15 protein-coding genes and 3 pseudogenes are annotated in these 14,670 nt (G+C 35.6%); 15 read left to right on the top strand and 3 right to left on the bottom strand.

All coding sequences use genetic code 11. The features are described from left to right. Positions 1–12 precede the first annotated feature (12 nt). Both NSQ40_RS10060 and NSQ40_RS10065 read right to left on the bottom strand, forming a co-directional pair. The gene (locus NSQ40_RS10060) at positions 13–2,457 is read right to left on the bottom strand and encodes a heavy metal translocating P-type ATPase (protein ID WP_098715997.1); all 2,445 of its coding nucleotides are present in this window, start codon (positions 2,455–2,457) and stop codon (positions 13–15) included. Continuing rightward, positions 2,450–2,806 (bottom strand): ArsR/SmtB family transcription factor, encoded by a 357-nt coding sequence (locus NSQ40_RS10065; RefSeq protein ID WP_016114521.1) that lies wholly within the window; start codon positions 2,804–2,806, stop codon positions 2,450–2,452. Before NSQ40_RS10065 ends, NSQ40_RS10060 begins: the two co-directional genes overlap by 8 nt. 264 nt (positions 2,807–3,070) lie before the next feature. Here NSQ40_RS10065 and NSQ40_RS10070 point away from each other — a divergent pair. The 15 genes and pseudogenes from NSQ40_RS10070 (at position 3,071) to NSQ40_RS10140 (ending at position 13,898) form a co-directional block, all read left to right on the top strand. After that, positions 3,071–4,008: pseudogene (locus NSQ40_RS10070) on the top strand (flavin-containing monooxygenase). A 27-nt stretch (positions 4,009–4,035) separates the two neighbouring features. After that, positions 4,036–4,437 (top strand): BlaI/MecI/CopY family transcriptional regulator, encoded by a 402-nt coding sequence (locus NSQ40_RS10075; RefSeq protein ID WP_097786815.1) that lies wholly within the window; start codon positions 4,036–4,038, stop codon positions 4,435–4,437. After that, positions 4,437–5,279 (top strand): M56 family metallopeptidase, encoded by an 843-nt coding sequence (locus tag NSQ40_RS10080; RefSeq protein ID WP_098187830.1) that lies wholly within the window; start codon positions 4,437–4,439, stop codon positions 5,277–5,279. Before NSQ40_RS10075 ends, NSQ40_RS10080 begins: the two co-directional genes overlap by 1 nt. 93 nt (positions 5,280–5,372) lie before the next feature. After that, positions 5,373–5,573 (top strand): hypothetical protein, encoded by a 201-nt coding sequence (locus NSQ40_RS10085; protein WP_098187829.1) that lies wholly within the window; start codon positions 5,373–5,375, stop codon positions 5,571–5,573. A gap of 259 nt (positions 5,574–5,832) precedes the next feature. Further along, entirely contained in the window at positions 5,833–6,414 is a 582-nt protein-coding gene (locus tag NSQ40_RS10090; protein WP_016114528.1) for an SCO family protein, read from the top strand. 489 nt (positions 6,415–6,903) lie between these two features. Further along, positions 6,904–7,251, top strand: coding sequence for an ArsR/SmtB family transcription factor (locus NSQ40_RS10095; RefSeq protein ID WP_258248380.1), 348 nt, complete (start codon positions 6,904–6,906; stop codon positions 7,249–7,251). A 28-nt stretch (positions 7,252–7,279) separates the two neighbouring features. Next, entirely contained in the window at positions 7,280–8,335 is a 1,056-nt protein-coding gene (arsB, locus tag NSQ40_RS10100) for an ACR3 family arsenite efflux transporter (protein WP_016114530.1), read from the top strand. Positions 8,336–8,360: 25 nt separating this feature from the next. After that, positions 8,361–8,765 (top strand): arsenate reductase (thioredoxin), encoded by a 405-nt coding sequence (gene arsC, locus NSQ40_RS10105; RefSeq protein ID WP_016114531.1) that lies wholly within the window; start codon positions 8,361–8,363, stop codon positions 8,763–8,765. Between the two features lie 65 nt (positions 8,766–8,830). Next, the gene (gene arsD / locus NSQ40_RS10110; RefSeq protein ID WP_016114532.1) at positions 8,831–9,190 is read left to right on the top strand and encodes an arsenite efflux transporter metallochaperone ArsD; all 360 of its coding nucleotides are present in this window, start codon (positions 8,831–8,833) and stop codon (positions 9,188–9,190) included. A gap of 18 nt (positions 9,191–9,208) precedes the next feature. After that, a complete protein-coding gene (gene arsA / locus NSQ40_RS10115; RefSeq protein WP_097786812.1) occupies positions 9,209–10,969 on the top strand; it encodes an arsenical pump-driving ATPase in 1,761 nt (586 codons plus the stop codon). Positions 10,970–11,006: 37 nt separating this feature from the next. Further along, complete coding sequence (locus tag NSQ40_RS10120; protein ID WP_341286104.1) at positions 11,007–11,288, top strand: HesB/IscA family protein; 282 nt, start codon at positions 11,007–11,009, stop codon at positions 11,286–11,288. Then, positions 11,278–11,373: pseudogene (locus NSQ40_RS10125) on the top strand (methyltransferase); the annotation flags it as partial. The gene NSQ40_RS10120 and the pseudogene NSQ40_RS10125, both read left to right, overlap by 11 nt. Before the next feature lie 155 nt (positions 11,374–11,528). Continuing rightward, positions 11,529–12,401 (top strand): annotated as a pseudogene (locus tag NSQ40_RS10130) (aminoglycoside 6-adenylyltransferase). Between the two features lie 125 nt (positions 12,402–12,526). Continuing rightward, positions 12,527–13,372: a peptidoglycan-N-acetylglucosamine deacetylase gene (locus NSQ40_RS10135; RefSeq protein ID WP_097786810.1), complete on the top strand. Its 846-nt coding sequence runs from the start codon at positions 12,527–12,529 to the stop codon at positions 13,370–13,372. 181 nt (positions 13,373–13,553) lie between these two features. After that, entirely contained in the window at positions 13,554–13,898 is a 345-nt protein-coding gene (locus NSQ40_RS10140; protein ID WP_033796066.1) for an SdpI family protein, read from the top strand. 89 nt (positions 13,899–13,987) lie between these two features. Here the strand turns inward: NSQ40_RS10140 and NSQ40_RS10145 are convergent, their stop codons facing one another. Continuing rightward, on the bottom strand, positions 13,988–14,602 hold the full coding sequence (locus NSQ40_RS10145; protein ID WP_003196996.1) for an NUDIX hydrolase: 615 nt from the start codon (positions 14,600–14,602) through the stop codon (positions 13,988–13,990). Positions 14,603–14,670 lie beyond the last annotated feature (68 nt).

The following is a 14,670-nucleotide window of genomic DNA, read 5'->3' on the forward strand; positions in this document are numbered from 1 at the left end:
CCTCCTAACAGATTACTTGTTTTGTAATAAGCGCATACTATTTAAGATAACAAGAAGTGCGGCCCCTGTATCGCTAAGTACAGCAATCCAAAGTGTGAGCCAACCTGGGAAGATAAAAGCAAGTGCAATAAATTTAATAATCAATGAGAACCAGATGTTCTGTTTGATTATGTGTAGTGCTTTACGGCTTAGTTTCATTGTATAAGGAAGCTTTTCAAGGTTATCTGCCATAAGTACAATATCTGCTGTTTCCATTGCTGTATCAGTTCCAGCACCACCCATGGCAATCCCAAGGTTCGCTGTAGCAAGAGCAGGAGCATCATTGATGCCATCTCCAATCATAGCCACAGTTTTCCCTTCAGATTGGAGATGTTTTACAGAGCGAACTTTATCTTCTGGAAGTAAATTAGCAAAGTAACGATCCACTTTTGCTTTCTGGGCAATGTGATTAGCTGTTCCTTCATTGTCTCCCGTTAACATAACAGTTTCTCGAATGCCTGTTCGTTTTAATTCTTGGATTGTTTGATAAGTTGTCGAGCGGATGGAATCAGCTACAGAAATCATTCCAAGAATCGTATGATTTGTTCCGATAAGTACTACCGTTTGACCAATTCGTTGCATTTCTTGAATCGGTTCTTTCCAAACTTGAAGAGAGGTACCTAAATCATCAAATAGAGCAGCATTTCCAGCATAATAGGTTTCTCCATTGATATTTACTTGCGCACCTTTTCCTACAATTGCACGGAATTCCTTTCCTTCTTGAACGGAAATTTGTTGTTCCTTTGCGTATGTTGTGATTGCTCTTGCGATTGGGTGATTAGAATATTCCTCAATCGTTGTCGCAATTGATAATAATTCATTTTCAGGGCAATCTAGGCTTCTTACATGCATTACCTGTGGTTTCCCTTCAGTCAATGTTCCTGTTTTATCAAATGCGATAGCATTTAATGAGCCTGCTATTTCTAAAGCTGTACCACCTTTGATGAGGACACCGTTTCTCGCAGCATTTCCAATAGCAGATACAATTGCGACAGGGGTAGAGATGACTAAAGCACAAGGGCATGCAACAACAAGAAGTTCTAGTCCTCTATAAATCCAATCCATCCATGTACCCATGCCAAGGAGAGGAGGGAGTATCATTACGCTAATCGCTAATAGAAAGACGATTGGTGTATAGATTTTTGCGAAACGATCAACAAATGCTTCTGTAGGTGCTTTCTTTTCTTGTGCTTCCTCGACAAGGTGAATAATTCGTGACAGTGTAGTATCCTCAACGAGTTTTGTTACCGTAATCTCAAGAGAGCCTTCTTCATTAATCGTTCCTGCATACACGGAATCACCAATTTGTTTATCAATAGGGATGGATTCACCAGTAATAGGTGCTTGGTTTACAGTAGAATTTCCTCCTATAACGGTCCCATCCAATGGGATTTTTTCACCTGGTTTCACTACAATTGTTGTGCCTACTGTAATATCTTCTACGGATGTTTTGACAAGTTCCGTTTCAACTTTTACCCATGCTTCAGAGGGAGCTAAATCAATCAATCCACGAATTGATTCGCGCGTACGTTCAATAGATTTATTTTGTAGTGTTGCTCCTAATGCGAATAGCCAAACAACCGTTGCACCTTCTAACCATTGTCCAATTAGAGCAGCACCAATAGCAGCAGATATCATGAGAACATTCATATCTAGTGCCTTACTTCTTAAGGCATAAAAAGCACTTTTTGCAGGTTTATATCCTCCAATTAGGGTACTAGCTGCATAAAGAAGTGTAATGAGAAGGGGGGATGTATTTGCAAAACCACTGAAAAATCCTAAAGCTAAAAATAGTCCTGAGAGAATCAAAGTTGTATCTTTAGATTTTGAATTTGGTGTCGCTCCCCTACGACTTCCTGCTAAGGATGCCTCAAACCCTGCGTTAGAAATTTCTTTTATAATGTCATCTGCACTTCGGTCATGACGAATATGCATTTTTCCAGTAGCAAAGTTTACGTGGACTTCTTGAACGCCTGAAACATTTTGTAGATGTTTTTCGATTGTTAGAGCACACGCACCACAATCCATCCCTCCGACCAGATATGTTTGTACGCCATCACCTGTTACTTTCGGTGTATCACGAGGTAGTGTGTCTTCACATGAACTATCACTACAACAAGAAGAAGCTTTTGGTGTCACTTCTTCTTTTGGTGTGGCAAATGAAGAGCAGCATAAAGATACCTTTTCTGGTTTGGGCCCACAACAAGAATCAGAAGAGTCATTTTCTGTTTTCGCAGTATCGGTGCTATTACTACAACAGGAAGCCTTTTTAACAGTGAGTACAATTGGACTCTGATTTTGAGAAGAGCAACATGATGATATTTCCTTTGGTACTTCTTTTTTGATGGGAGTTAGTGAAGAATCACTATACGAAGAAGTTTGACAACAACTCGTTTGTTTCTCTTTCTTATCAGTCATGACAACTCGCGCCCTTTTGAGATAAGCATGCATCGTTTTTATCACATGATGCTACCTCGTTCTGCACTTCATGAAATACAACATCAAACATTGTAAGTAATTGTTTGATTTGTGTATTTCGTAAAGAATAGTAGACATACTTTCCTTCTTGTCTTCCCAGGATAATACCGCATCCTTTTAAACAGTTTAGGTGTTGAGATATATTCGACTGATTTCCTTTGATAATCTCTACAATTTCAGAAACCGTTTTTTCCCCATCCATCATACATTGAAGAATCTGAAGTCTTGTTTTATCAGCAAAGCCACGAATAAACTTGGCTTTTATATCTAAATCATTTATATTGCACAATTGTATTCACTCCAATCGTATTAGTCATTACTAATATGTTTATTCTTCATTCATATTAGCATTGACTAATATGTGTGTCAAAATATTTTTAAAAAGTCTGAAAAATATATATTTGCTCTATTTTTAACTATGAAGATTTAAGGATAAACTGGATAAAAATCCCTTGACGTGCAAAAAGGGAATACTATAATGAATGAAAATATATGAACATATGAACGATTGTTCATATAAAAAACTTGAAAAGTAAGTAATAGAGGTGGACTCATGTTAGATGTTATTATAATTGGTGCTGGGCAAGCTGGTTTAAGCATGGGTTACTACTTGAAGAAAGAAGGCTATTATTTTGTAATATTTGAGGGAGAAAAAAGAATTGGAGATTCGTGGAGAAACAGGTATGACTCTTTGGTTCTATTTACACCTAAGTCATATAGTTCACTGCCAGGGATGAAGTTAGAGGGAGATAAAAATGCGTTTCCTACAAAAGATGAAATTGCAGATTATCTTGAAATGTATGCTGTTCGTTTTTCGTTACCAGTATAGTTGGAAACGACTGTACATAAAGTACAAAAAATAGAAAGTACATTTGAAGTATCTACCGATAGGGGAGTATTTCTTTCTAAACATGTCATTATCGCATATGGTTCCTTTCAGAAACCATATATTCCTTCAATTTCTCAAAACCTCTCACAAGGGGTGTTTCAGATTTATTCTTCTCAATATCAATTACCAAAGAAAATTCCAGATGGCCCTGTCCTTGTAATAGGAGGAGGAAACTTTGGTACGCTAATTGCGACTGAACTTGCAGAAAGTCAAGATGTAACGATTGCTATTAGCTATCCATTTAAATTTTTACCACTCAAAATCATGAACAAAAGCATCTTTCATTGGTTAGAAAAGATTGGTCTCTTATATGCAGGAACTAATACAAAGCGCGGATTATGGTTTCGAAAACAAAGTGATCTATTTTTGGTTTTGACTTGAAAAATTAATTCGCGGAGGAAATATTGAGGTCAAACCAAGGATTATATTATATTGGATTGCCGTGGCAACATCAAAGGGGCTTAGCACTTATTTGCGGAGTAGGGAAAGGTGCTAAGTTCTTACATTTAGTTATAAAAGAAAAGAATGGAGAATGGGTTGGTTTTCCTGCTGTGCATTCACATACTTCTTTATTTCTTTTATACTTAAATCGAATCATATAAGATATATCGAAAATAGGATGAGTAAAAATGAGTGACTATGAAAATAAAGCATTGTTAAAAATTCTAGGGCCTTTGGAGCTTGAAGTAATGAAAGTTATTTGGATTAGAAAAGAAGCAACAGTTCAAAATGTGTTAACAGAATTAAATAAGCAAAATGATTATGCTTATACAACTATTATGACAGTAATGAATCGATTGGATAAAAAAGGGGCTCTTACGCGTAGTAAGTTGGGAAAGGGATATGTATATAAACCACAGTACACCCCTAATGAACTCATCCAACAAAATTCTTCTGAACAAGTGGAACATCTTCTCCATCATTACGGAGATATAGCTATTATGCAATTTGTGGATGCTGTTGGACATAACCCTGATCAACTTCATAAGTTAAAGGAACTTATTCAAAAATTAGAGCAGGTTGAAAAATAATGTATCGATTATTTCCAACTTTAAATATATACGTTTTATGGTTAGTTGATGTTACGACTGTGTTTATAAGTTCTTGTTTTGTTTTACATTATCAAACAATGCCAGGTTGTATGGGGATGGGCAGTATATTGGACTGTTGCAACATTCAATTGAATCATTGGCTTACCTTTATACCGATTATTGTAGGAGTTCTTTTTATATGTTTAGCTGGGACCTTTTTGTTTTTGTTTAAAAAGACGAAAAAATTTATTGCTGAGTTAGCTTTATATCAAATAGATTGTTATGAATCAATTGTAATCGAAGCTTTTCAACGAAAACATTCTGTAAAAGTTCAAATAGTAGAAGTTGCATATCCATTAGCATTTACACATGGATTTATTCGCCCTCATATTTTGGTTAGTACTGGTTTAATTGACTTATTGCAAACCTATGAATTAGAAGCTGTATTAGCACATGAGTATTATCATTATCAAAACAGAGATCCATTTAAATTATCAATAGGGTACAGTTTGGCACGTGTTTTTTCATTTTTACCAATCTCTCAAAAGTTTTATACACGCTATCTGATGGAAAAAGAAATCAACGCAGATACTTTTGCTATCCGAGAGGTAGGAATGAAGCCTGTTGCATCAGCACTATATAAGTTAATGACAAATGTACCTCCTTCTTCATTTGCAATGGCTCATTTTCAAAATCATTCTTTTCAGGATACTAATACTAGAATTGAGGTTCTTCTGACAGGGAAATATAAGCGGCCATCTATTGCATTAGTAGATTGGATGGAATCTAGTATTCACATTCTCTTAATTGTTTTACTTATAGCATGTGTGTCATTTTTGTGACAAATTCTCTTTTCTATAACAATTATCTACTACGAAATCGTAGTAGATGGTGGTTTTATCATCTGGATTATAAGATGTTGGGAGAGGAAAATAATGAAAAAGCTTATTTTAGGCGCTTCATTTATTTCATTAATGGCATTTGGCGGAACGGCTTTGGCTGCTAGTCCAACGCCACACAAAACAACGAATCAAGAAGATTGTATGACAATGATGAAAGATTGTATGTCTAAAGATGACTGTAATACAATGGGCATGGAAGACTGCATGGAAATGATGAAGAATATGCAAAAATAAATGTCTATATACGGACTGTAACGATACCATCCATGATATAGACTGTGAGTAAGACGCATACTAGATAAAAGTAAAGCATAAATAAGAGCTGGTAAAGGAATAACCAGCTCTTATTTATGCTTGTTCCTATAGAACGGGAATAGTTAGATACAATTATGCATGTAGAGACAAACAGTGCCATCGTGTGAATTATTTCCTATTACAAATGGTTATAACAATAGTATGACACTATAAACACATAAAGAAGGGAAAAATTCGTATGAAAAGCTTTCGTATTATTAGTTTTTTTGTTCTTATTAGCGTAATTCTTCTATTAACAGCATGTGGATCTAAACTAAGAGACCAGTTAAACTGGAAATTAGATAATTTTTCATATACTGATCAGAACGGAAAAACATTTGGACGGGATGATTTAAAGGGGAAGGTTTGGGTAGCAGATTTTATTTTTACAAGTTGTAAAACAGTATGCCCACCTTTAATAGCTAACATGGAAAGGCTTCAAAGAATGTTAAAAGATGAAGGAGTTCAAAATGTTGAGTTTGTATCATTTAGCGTAGATCCAACTGTAGATACTCCTTCGAAACTCAAAGAATTTATGAGCCGTTATGATATGGATGAATCCAAGTGGCATTTTCTTACTGGTTATTCGCAAGAAGAGGTTACCGAGTTTGCTAAGAAAAACTTTCAAACACTTGTAGATAAACCACAAGATTCTGATCAAGTCACTCATGGAACAAGCTTTTATCTTGTAGATCAGACTGGAACTGTTGTAAAAAAGTATTCAGGTCTCTCAAACCCTCCTTATAAAGACATAGTCAGAGATATAAAGAGAATTCAATAAAAGTACTTTAGTAATTATTGATAATAAAAAACATATAAAGCGAAAAAGAGCTGGTGGTATGCCAGCTCTTTCTTTTTAAGTAATGTCGCACACATTTGTTCACACATCATGGCACAGTCTTGAAGAGATTTCATAGTTTTACATGCATTTGTACGGTACCTACTCTATATTCCATCCATATACCCCGTTATTTAGATAGTCATTAATTAAGGTATGTTTACCGTAGTATAGTTATGCCTTTGTGTAAGGAACTAATAAAGATGAACCATAATTCGATACAAGAGCCATCTTCTGAGTATATGGGTTTTTCAACAATCTTTTTAATCAACTGTAAAGATGAATTGTTTTCAGTTGAGTATATAAGCAGTTAGTTATATACTTATTTCGAAGTAGAGGAAATTAAAATAAATCCTTTTAACGAATATTACGTTTAATTTCCGTTCAACATATAAGTATATGCTTATTTAACTATAAAAGGGTAGGTGTGGTATGGAAAAAACAGTTATAAAATTAACAAGAGCATCGCAGTTATTAAAACTATTAGGAGACAAAACAAGACTAACAATTGTATCTATTCTCAAACAACGTGAGTGTTGTGTCTGTGAACTTCTTGAAGTATTTGATATGAGTCAACCTTCTATCAGTCAGCATCTTCGAAAGTTAAAGGATTTAGGCTTAGTGCAAGAAGAGCGTAGAGGTCAATGGATTTATTATTCTTTAAATCAGGCAAGTGATTTATATACGCTTTTAGAAGATATTTTAGGCCATGTACCAGATCAAATAGAGAAAATCAAACAAATTGAGAAGAGCAATCCTACACTCCGGTGTGGTTGTTAATAAATAGTTAGAAAGGGAAGTGAGAAGGATGAGCAACACGGGGAAAAAACGTCTATCTTTCCTAGATCGATATCTAACCCTTTGGATTTTTCTTGCGATGGCAGTAGGGATTGGAGTTGGATATCTATTCCCTGGGTTCGTTGATGGAATGAATAGTCTACAGGTAGGAACAACTTCTATCCCACTTGCGATTGGCTTAATTTTAATGATGTACCCGCCGCTTGCTAAAGTACGCTACGAAGAGATGGGGCGCGTTTTTAAAGATGTAAAAGTATTAGTATTATCACTCGTGCAAAACTGGATTATTGGTCCGGTTTTAATGTTTACTTTAGCAATTATATTTTTACAAGATAAACCAGAATATATGGTTGGATTAATCATGATTGGTCTAGCACGTTGTATCGCGATGGTGATTGTATGGAATGACCTTGCGAAAGGTGATACAGAATATGCAGCAGGGTTAGTTGCTTTTAACTCTGTATTCCAAATGTTATTTTTCTCAGTATACGCGTATGTGTTTGTAACAGTCATTCCAGAATGGTTAGGAATTGAAGGAGCTGTTGTAGATATTACAATGGCAGAGGTTGCAAAATCAGTCTTTATTTATTTAGGAATTCCTTTCATCGCAGGAATGTTAACACGTTTTATCTTTGTAAAAACAAAAGGGCGAGAATGGTATGAAAAAGTATTCATACCAAAGATTAGCCCCATTACATTAGTCGCATTATTATTTACAATCATTGTGATGTTCTCATTAAAAGGAGAAGTGATTGTTAGCGTACCATTTGATGTTGTACGTATTGCGATTCCATTACTTATTTATTTTGTAGTGATGTTCTTTGTTTCTTTCTTTATGGGCAAAAAAATCGGTGCAAGTTATGGGGTATCAACAACATTAGCATTTACAGCTGGAAGTAACAACTTTGAATTAGCAATCGCTGTAGCTGTAGGGGTATTTGGAATCCAGTCTGGTGCAGCGTTTGCAGCAGTTATCGGTCCTTTAGTAGAGGTTCCAGTTATGATAGCTCTTGTAAATGTAGCACTGTGGTTCCAACGTAAATACTTTCAAACACAACCAAAATAATTATTGATATAAAGGTGGAATTAACATGGAAAACAAGAAAACAATTTACTTTTTATGCACAGGAAACTCTTGTCGTAGCCAAATGGCAGAAGCTTGGGGTGAAAAATATTTAGGTGACAAATGGAATGTACTTTCTGCTGGTATTGAGGCGCACGGAGTAAATCCGAATGCAATTAAAGCAATGAAAGAAGTAGACATTGATATTACGGACCAAACATCTGATATCATTGACCGTGACATTTTAGATAAAGCAGATCTTGTTGTAACACTTTGTGGTCATGCAAATGATGTATGTCCAACAACACCACCCCATGTAAAACGAGTTCACTGGGGATTTGATGATCCAGCTGGTCAAGATTGGTCTGTATTCCAAAAAGTTCGTGATGAGATTGGCGAACGTATTAAAAAATTCGCTGAAACAGGAGAATAATTGAAAACAAAATAAGCCGAGAATTCTTTTTCGGCTTATTTTGTAAAGAAGGGGAGAAATCAGAGATGAAAAAAATTGAAATTTTTGATCCTGCTATGTGTTGTTCTACGGGGGTTTGTGGACCCAGTGTTGATCCAGAATTAATTCGTATTTCAGTAGCTGTTAATAATTTGAAGAATAAAGGAATTGATGTGACACGCTATAATCTTGCGAGTGAGCCGGATGCTTTTGCAAATAACAATGTTATTAGTCAATTATTAATGGATAAAGGACCAGACGTGTTGCCTGTAACTTTGGTAGATGGAAAAGTAGTAAAAGAAAAAGGTCATCTTACAAATGAAGAACTTGTACAGTTAACGGATATAACGGAAGAAGAGTTGAGTCAAAAGCCAGTCGTACGTTTAAAGCTAAACGTGAAAAAATAGAGAAAGAAGTGAAAGGCAATGACAAACTTATACAATCCAAACACAATAACATTCACACCATTTTTATTCTTTACTGGTAAAGGCGGAGTAGGAAAAACATCTACTGCATGTGCAACAGCAATTACTTTAGCTGATATGGGGAAACGCGTTTTGTTAATTAGTACTGACCCAGCTTCTAATTTACAAGATGTGTTTGAAATCGAACTAACCAACAAGCCGAAAGTAATTCTTAATGTTCCGAACTTACAAGTAGCTAACCTGGATCCAGAAACAGCGGCTTATGAATATAAGGAACGTGTTGTTGGCCCATATCACGGGAAATTACCTGACACAGTAATTGCGACGATGGAAGAACAATTATCTGGGGCTTGTACTGTAGAAATTGCAGCATTTGATGAGTTCTCTACGTTACTTACAAATAAAGAGTTAACATCGAAATTCGATCACATTATCTTCGATACAGCACCAACAGGTCATACGTTACGTCTTCTTCAGCTCCCAACGGCATGGAGTGGTTTCCTAGAAGAAAGTACACATGGAGCTTCTTGTTTAGGACCATTAGCAGGTCTTGGAGATAAAAAAGAGTTATATAGTCAAACAGTTCAAGCATTATCTAATCCGAAACAAACAACATTATTGCTTGTTACACGTCCTGATAGTTCTCCGTTACAAGAAGCGCAACGAGCAGCTAAAGAATTAAAAGAAATTGGTGTAAGCAACCAATATCTACTTGTAAATGGCATCTTGAAAGACTATGTGCAAGATGATGGTGTTTCAAAAGCATTGTTTACGAGACAATTACGTGCGTTAGAAAACATGGCAGAAGAATTAAAAGGTCTTCCGATTTATGAAATTCCATTAGTACCGTTTAATGTTACTGGCATAGAGAATATGAGAAATTTGGTGCGACCAATAGAGAATCTTTCAATTTTAGATGAAGAACAACAAGAGGTTGCTGTACCTTCTCTTCAAAATTTGATTGCGGATCTTTCTGAGACTGGAAAAAGAGTTATTTTTACAATGGGAAAAGGTGGAGTAGGAAAAACAACTGTAGCCTCTGCAATTGCAGTTGGTCTTGCTGAAAAAGGCCATCATGTACATTTAACTACAACTGATCCAGCAGCCCACATTGATTATGTCATGCATGGAGAACAAGGGAATATTACGATTAGTCGAATTGATCCGAAGGTAGAAGTAGAAAATTATCGTAAGGAAGTCATTGAGAAAGCAAAAGAAACGGTAGATGAAGAAGGTTTAGCTTATTTAGAAGAAGATTTACGTTCCCCTTGTACAGAGGAAATTGCAGTCTTCCGTGCTTTAGCCGACATTGTTGAGAAAGCAAATGATGAAATTGTGGTAATTGATACAGCGCCAACAGGTCATACATTATTGTTACTGGATGCGGCACAAACGTATCATAAGGAAATTGTACGCTCTTCCGGTGAAGTACCACAGTCTGTGAAAAACTTATTACCTCGTCTTCGCAATCCAGAGGAAACAAGTGTTGTCATCGTAACATTAGCGGAGGCTACGCCAGTACATGAAGCAAGTCGTCTACAAGGAGACTTAAAACGTGCAGATATTAATCCAAAATGGTGGGTTATCAATCAAAGTTTTTATGCAACACATACAAGTGATCCAGTGTTAAGAGGAAGGGCGCAGTCTGAAGTACAGTGGATTCAAGCGGTTCAAAAGGAATCACAAAATAACTGTGTTATCATCCCGTGGCAATCGGAAGATATTGTGGGATATGAGAAGCTTAAATCTTTAGTAAAATAAAAAATTTGAATAGTTATTGTGAAGGGGAGAAATGAAAATGAATATTACAGATAAAGCAAAAGAGTTTATTGAAAGTGCTATGAAAGAAAACAGTGTTTCAACACTACGTTTTACATTTGAGGGTGCTGGATGCTGTGGACCAAGCTACGGTATTAATTTAGGAGAAGCGCAAGAAAATGATGTAACAGAAACAGTAAATGGTATTGAAGTTGCCATGGATCCAAAGGTCGTTGAAATTGTAAATACATTGACACTAGACTATGTAGAAGATCAACAAGGTGCAGGTCTTGTGATAAGTGGCGGATCGAATTGCTGCTGAACCGCGTGTTACTGCTACTGTGATCCAAACTGTAGGGAGTAAGGGGTATGATGGATTTGTAATTGCGCTTGTAACAGAAGAATGAGGTCTAGATGCCAATTATAGATCTACTAGACTAGGAGGGGGAAACAAAAAATGTTTGATATGTTATAATATGGATGGAAAACAGGGAACTCTTCTCGTGCTCCTCCAAAATGAATGCAGTACAATACACTAATAAAATTTGGAGGTTATAAAAATATGAGAAGCGAAAAAGAAATGATGGGTTTAATATTAAATGCAGCAAGAGAAGATGAGCGTATTCGCGCAGTGATTATGAATGGTTCTCGTGTGAATCCGAATGTGAAGAGAGATTGTTTTCAAGATTACGATATTGTATATGTTGTGAAAGATATACAGTCATTCACATCTGATCACAGTTGGATAAATAGATTTGGAAAAATAATGATTGTACAAATGCCAGAAGAAAGCACTTTAGTTCCACCCGAAGAGGATGGAAGCTTTCCTTATTTGATGCAGTTTATAGACGGGAATCGAATCGATTTGACTTTAGTTTCAGTAGAATTAATAGATGAAATTCTTGGTGGAGATAGTTTGAGTGTACTTCTTTTTGATAAAGAGGGTGCTATTGAGCCATTTCCACCAGCAAATGATTCGGATTACTGTATAAAAAGGCCAACAGCAAAAGAATTTGCAGATTGCTGTAATGAGTTTTGGTGGTGTAGTACAAATGTAGCAAAAGGGTTGTGGAGAGAAGAACTTCCTTATGTAAAAGGAATGCTTGAAGGTCCTGTTCGAAATATGCTGATGCAAATGCTAAAATGGCATATTGGGATAAAAACAAATTTTACAGTAAACGCCGGAAAGTTTGGGAAGTATTTTGAATAATATCTTGAGGATGATTTGTGGAAACAATATATAGAGACATTTTCAAATGCAGATTATGAGAATATTTGGAAGTCGTTCTTTGTAATGGGGGATTTATTTAGGGAAACTGCAATCGGAATTGCTAGCTATTTTAGTTTTGAATATCCACAAGGTGACGATGCTAGAGTAACAAGCTATCTAAAACATGTGAGATCTTTACCAAAAGATAGTCAAACAATTTATTAAGTGTATGATAGATAGAAATAAGACCGTTCCAAAATGGGACGGTCTTATTTCTGTTCAGGAACATGAATCATCCTGACAAAATAAGAATGAACTGCATATAAAATTTTAGGGAGGTTTTATTAATTATGTATTATTTTTATCCATCAGAGATACTAACTCCTTTTCAAGGGGGTTCAGAACGTAATACGCCTTTATATAATATGTATTCTTATTTGCCATACTCGAATGTATTTTATTATCAAAACTATTTGAGTGTAACGCCTGATTTGCTAAATGCTGGTTTGAAGAATGAGGTTCAAGGTGCAGAAGAAGATAGAGGCTCGTGGACACCTTTTTCTTGGGTTGAAAAATATGCTTATGCATTTTCTGGTCCATATAATAAAGCGGAAGTTGCCCTTACATTTGATGATGGACCAGACTTTGTATTTACTCCGCAAATACTAGATAAGTTGAAAAATTATGGTGTGAAAGCTACTTTTTTTCTTCTTGGTGAAAATGCAGAAAGATATCCTGATGTAGTAAAACGAATTGCAAATGAGGGTCATACTGTTGGGAATCATACGTATAACCACCCAAATTTAGTTAAAGTAAGTGATGAAGAATATCGTAATCAAATTGTAAGAACGGAAGAGATATTGCGGAAGTTGATAGGGTATGCACCAAAGTTTATACGTCCGCCTTATGGTGAAATACGTGAAAAACAATTAGAGTGGGCGACAGAACAGAATTTTATGATCGTACAATGGAGTGTAGATACAGTTGATTGGAAAGGAGTAAGTGCAGAGCAGGTTACAAATACTGTGTTAGGGAATGCGTTTCCAGGAAGTGTTATACTCCAGCATTCTACACCGGGAGGACATTTGCAAGGATCTGTGGATGCGCTAGATCGAATCATTCCTGAACTGAAAGTGAAAGGGTCACGTTTCGTGACGCTTCCTAACATGTTTCATACGTCGAAACAGAGAAAGTAAATGACCGATAAGGTGGACCTATAAATATAAAATACTGTATTCAGCTTGTACATCATTTAAACAAGAGTGGTGTATTTTTGTTTTTGGAAAATATAGGTTTTCGGTTGGTTTTTGTTGTATAATAAAACTATAAACTGTCAAATAAGTTTGAAAATATGTGTGTGGATATGGAGGGAATAAGATGACATATGCGCTTGCAAATATAGGAGTGAGCTTGTTAATCGGTATTATATTTATACTATCCGCACTCATATTGCAAAAAAATCCACCAACAGATATTAACGCAGTATACGGATATCGAACAAAGCGATCAATGAAAAATAAAGATTTGTGGGATGTTGGAAATCAATATAGCGCTGAAGTTATGAAACAAAATGGACTTTTAATGATTTTAATAGGAAGTTTAATCGGATTGCTATTTTGGTACCCACATACAATGATTGCTATTTTAATCCTTATGATAGTATTAATCATTCGTTTGTTTATACGGGTGGAGAAGAAATTAAAGGTACTGGAGAAACAATAAACTTTACTTGTGAAATTTTCAAGCTGTTCTATTAAGGAAGTACAAATAGTTTTGACCCCTGCACTATTTAAGTGGGGGTCAATTAAATTTTAGAAGTTATTGATTTTTAGCATATCTCGTCCTTTTTCTACGACAAATTCATAATATTCAAGCTCATATGGATAAATATCTTCAAATGTTATTGTAATAGATTTAGCGCTTTTGTTTAAAACTGGAATGCCTGTTGTAGATGAGATTTCTCCTTTTAAAAGCTGTAAAAAAGAAGTCGCATTTACTTTCATTACATCTTCAACTTCATCACCTGGAGCAAATGGAAGTGGTTTTGTAACAGCATGAAAATACATATGACACATTTCACGGTCAATGAAATGCGGGATTTCATGGTTGATTTTAAAAATGCCTTTGTACTCTAAATCAGTAGCTTGAAAGGAAAGTCCTAATTCCTCTTTTACTTCACGAAGACCCCCTATTCGTACATCTTCATCATGCATAATATGTCCCGCTGATGTAATATCCCATTTTCCTGGGAAATCTTTCTTGTTTTTAGCACGTAATTGGAAGTGTAGAAAGATGTCTTCATTATCTTTTTCTACAAACCAACAATGGAATGTTTCGTGCCAATCACCGTCACGATGTACATCATCACGTAGTTTTTTTCCAATTTTGTTTCCTTCTGTATCAAATATCGTTAACCATTCTGCCATTGATATTCCCCTTTCTGCACAGTTTATTATACAATGAATGTATGTAATTTTGGGAAAATAACGATAAT

Source organism: Bacillus sp. FSL K6-6038 (assembly GCF_038050455.1).
Classification (GTDB): Bacteria; Bacillota; Bacilli; order Bacillales; family Bacillaceae_G; genus Bacillus_A; species Bacillus_A pseudomycoides.

Bases quoted from the DNA above. Each gene is read 5' to 3' on its own strand.
- NSQ40_RS10140 (WP_033796066.1), top strand. From the start codon at position 13,554: ATGACATATGCGCTTGCAAATATAGGAGTGAGCTTGTTAATCGGTATT.
- arsB (WP_016114530.1), top strand. From the start codon at position 7,280: ATGAGCAACACGGGGAAAAAACGTCTATCTTTCCTAGATCGATATCTA.
- arsA (WP_097786812.1), top strand. From the start codon at position 9,209: ATGACAAACTTATACAATCCAAACACAATAACATTCACACCATTTTTA.
- arsD (WP_016114532.1), top strand. From the start codon at position 8,831: ATGAAAAAAATTGAAATTTTTGATCCTGCTATGTGTTGTTCTACGGGG.
- arsC (WP_016114531.1), top strand. From the start codon at position 8,361: ATGGAAAACAAGAAAACAATTTACTTTTTATGCACAGGAAACTCTTGT.
- NSQ40_RS10085 (WP_098187829.1), top strand. From the start codon at position 5,373: ATGAAAAAGCTTATTTTAGGCGCTTCATTTATTTCATTAATGGCATTT.
- NSQ40_RS10135 (WP_097786810.1), top strand. From the start codon at position 12,527: ATGTATTATTTTTATCCATCAGAGATACTAACTCCTTTTCAAGGGGGT.
- NSQ40_RS10060 (WP_098715997.1), bottom strand. From the start codon at position 2,457: ATGACTGATAAGAAAGAGAAACAAACGAGTTGTTGTCAAACTTCTTCG.
- NSQ40_RS10120 (WP_341286104.1), top strand. From the start codon at position 11,007: ATGAATATTACAGATAAAGCAAAAGAGTTTATTGAAAGTGCTATGAAA.
- NSQ40_RS10145 (WP_003196996.1), bottom strand. From the start codon at position 14,602: ATGGCAGAATGGTTAACGATATTTGATACAGAAGGAAACAAAATTGGA.
- NSQ40_RS10095 (WP_258248380.1), top strand. From the start codon at position 6,904: ATGGAAAAAACAGTTATAAAATTAACAAGAGCATCGCAGTTATTAAAA.
- NSQ40_RS10075 (WP_097786815.1), top strand. From the start codon at position 4,036: ATGAGTGACTATGAAAATAAAGCATTGTTAAAAATTCTAGGGCCTTTG.
- NSQ40_RS10090 (WP_016114528.1), top strand. From the start codon at position 5,833: ATGAAAAGCTTTCGTATTATTAGTTTTTTTGTTCTTATTAGCGTAATT.
- NSQ40_RS10080 (WP_098187830.1), top strand. From the start codon at position 4,437: ATGTATCGATTATTTCCAACTTTAAATATATACGTTTTATGGTTAGTT.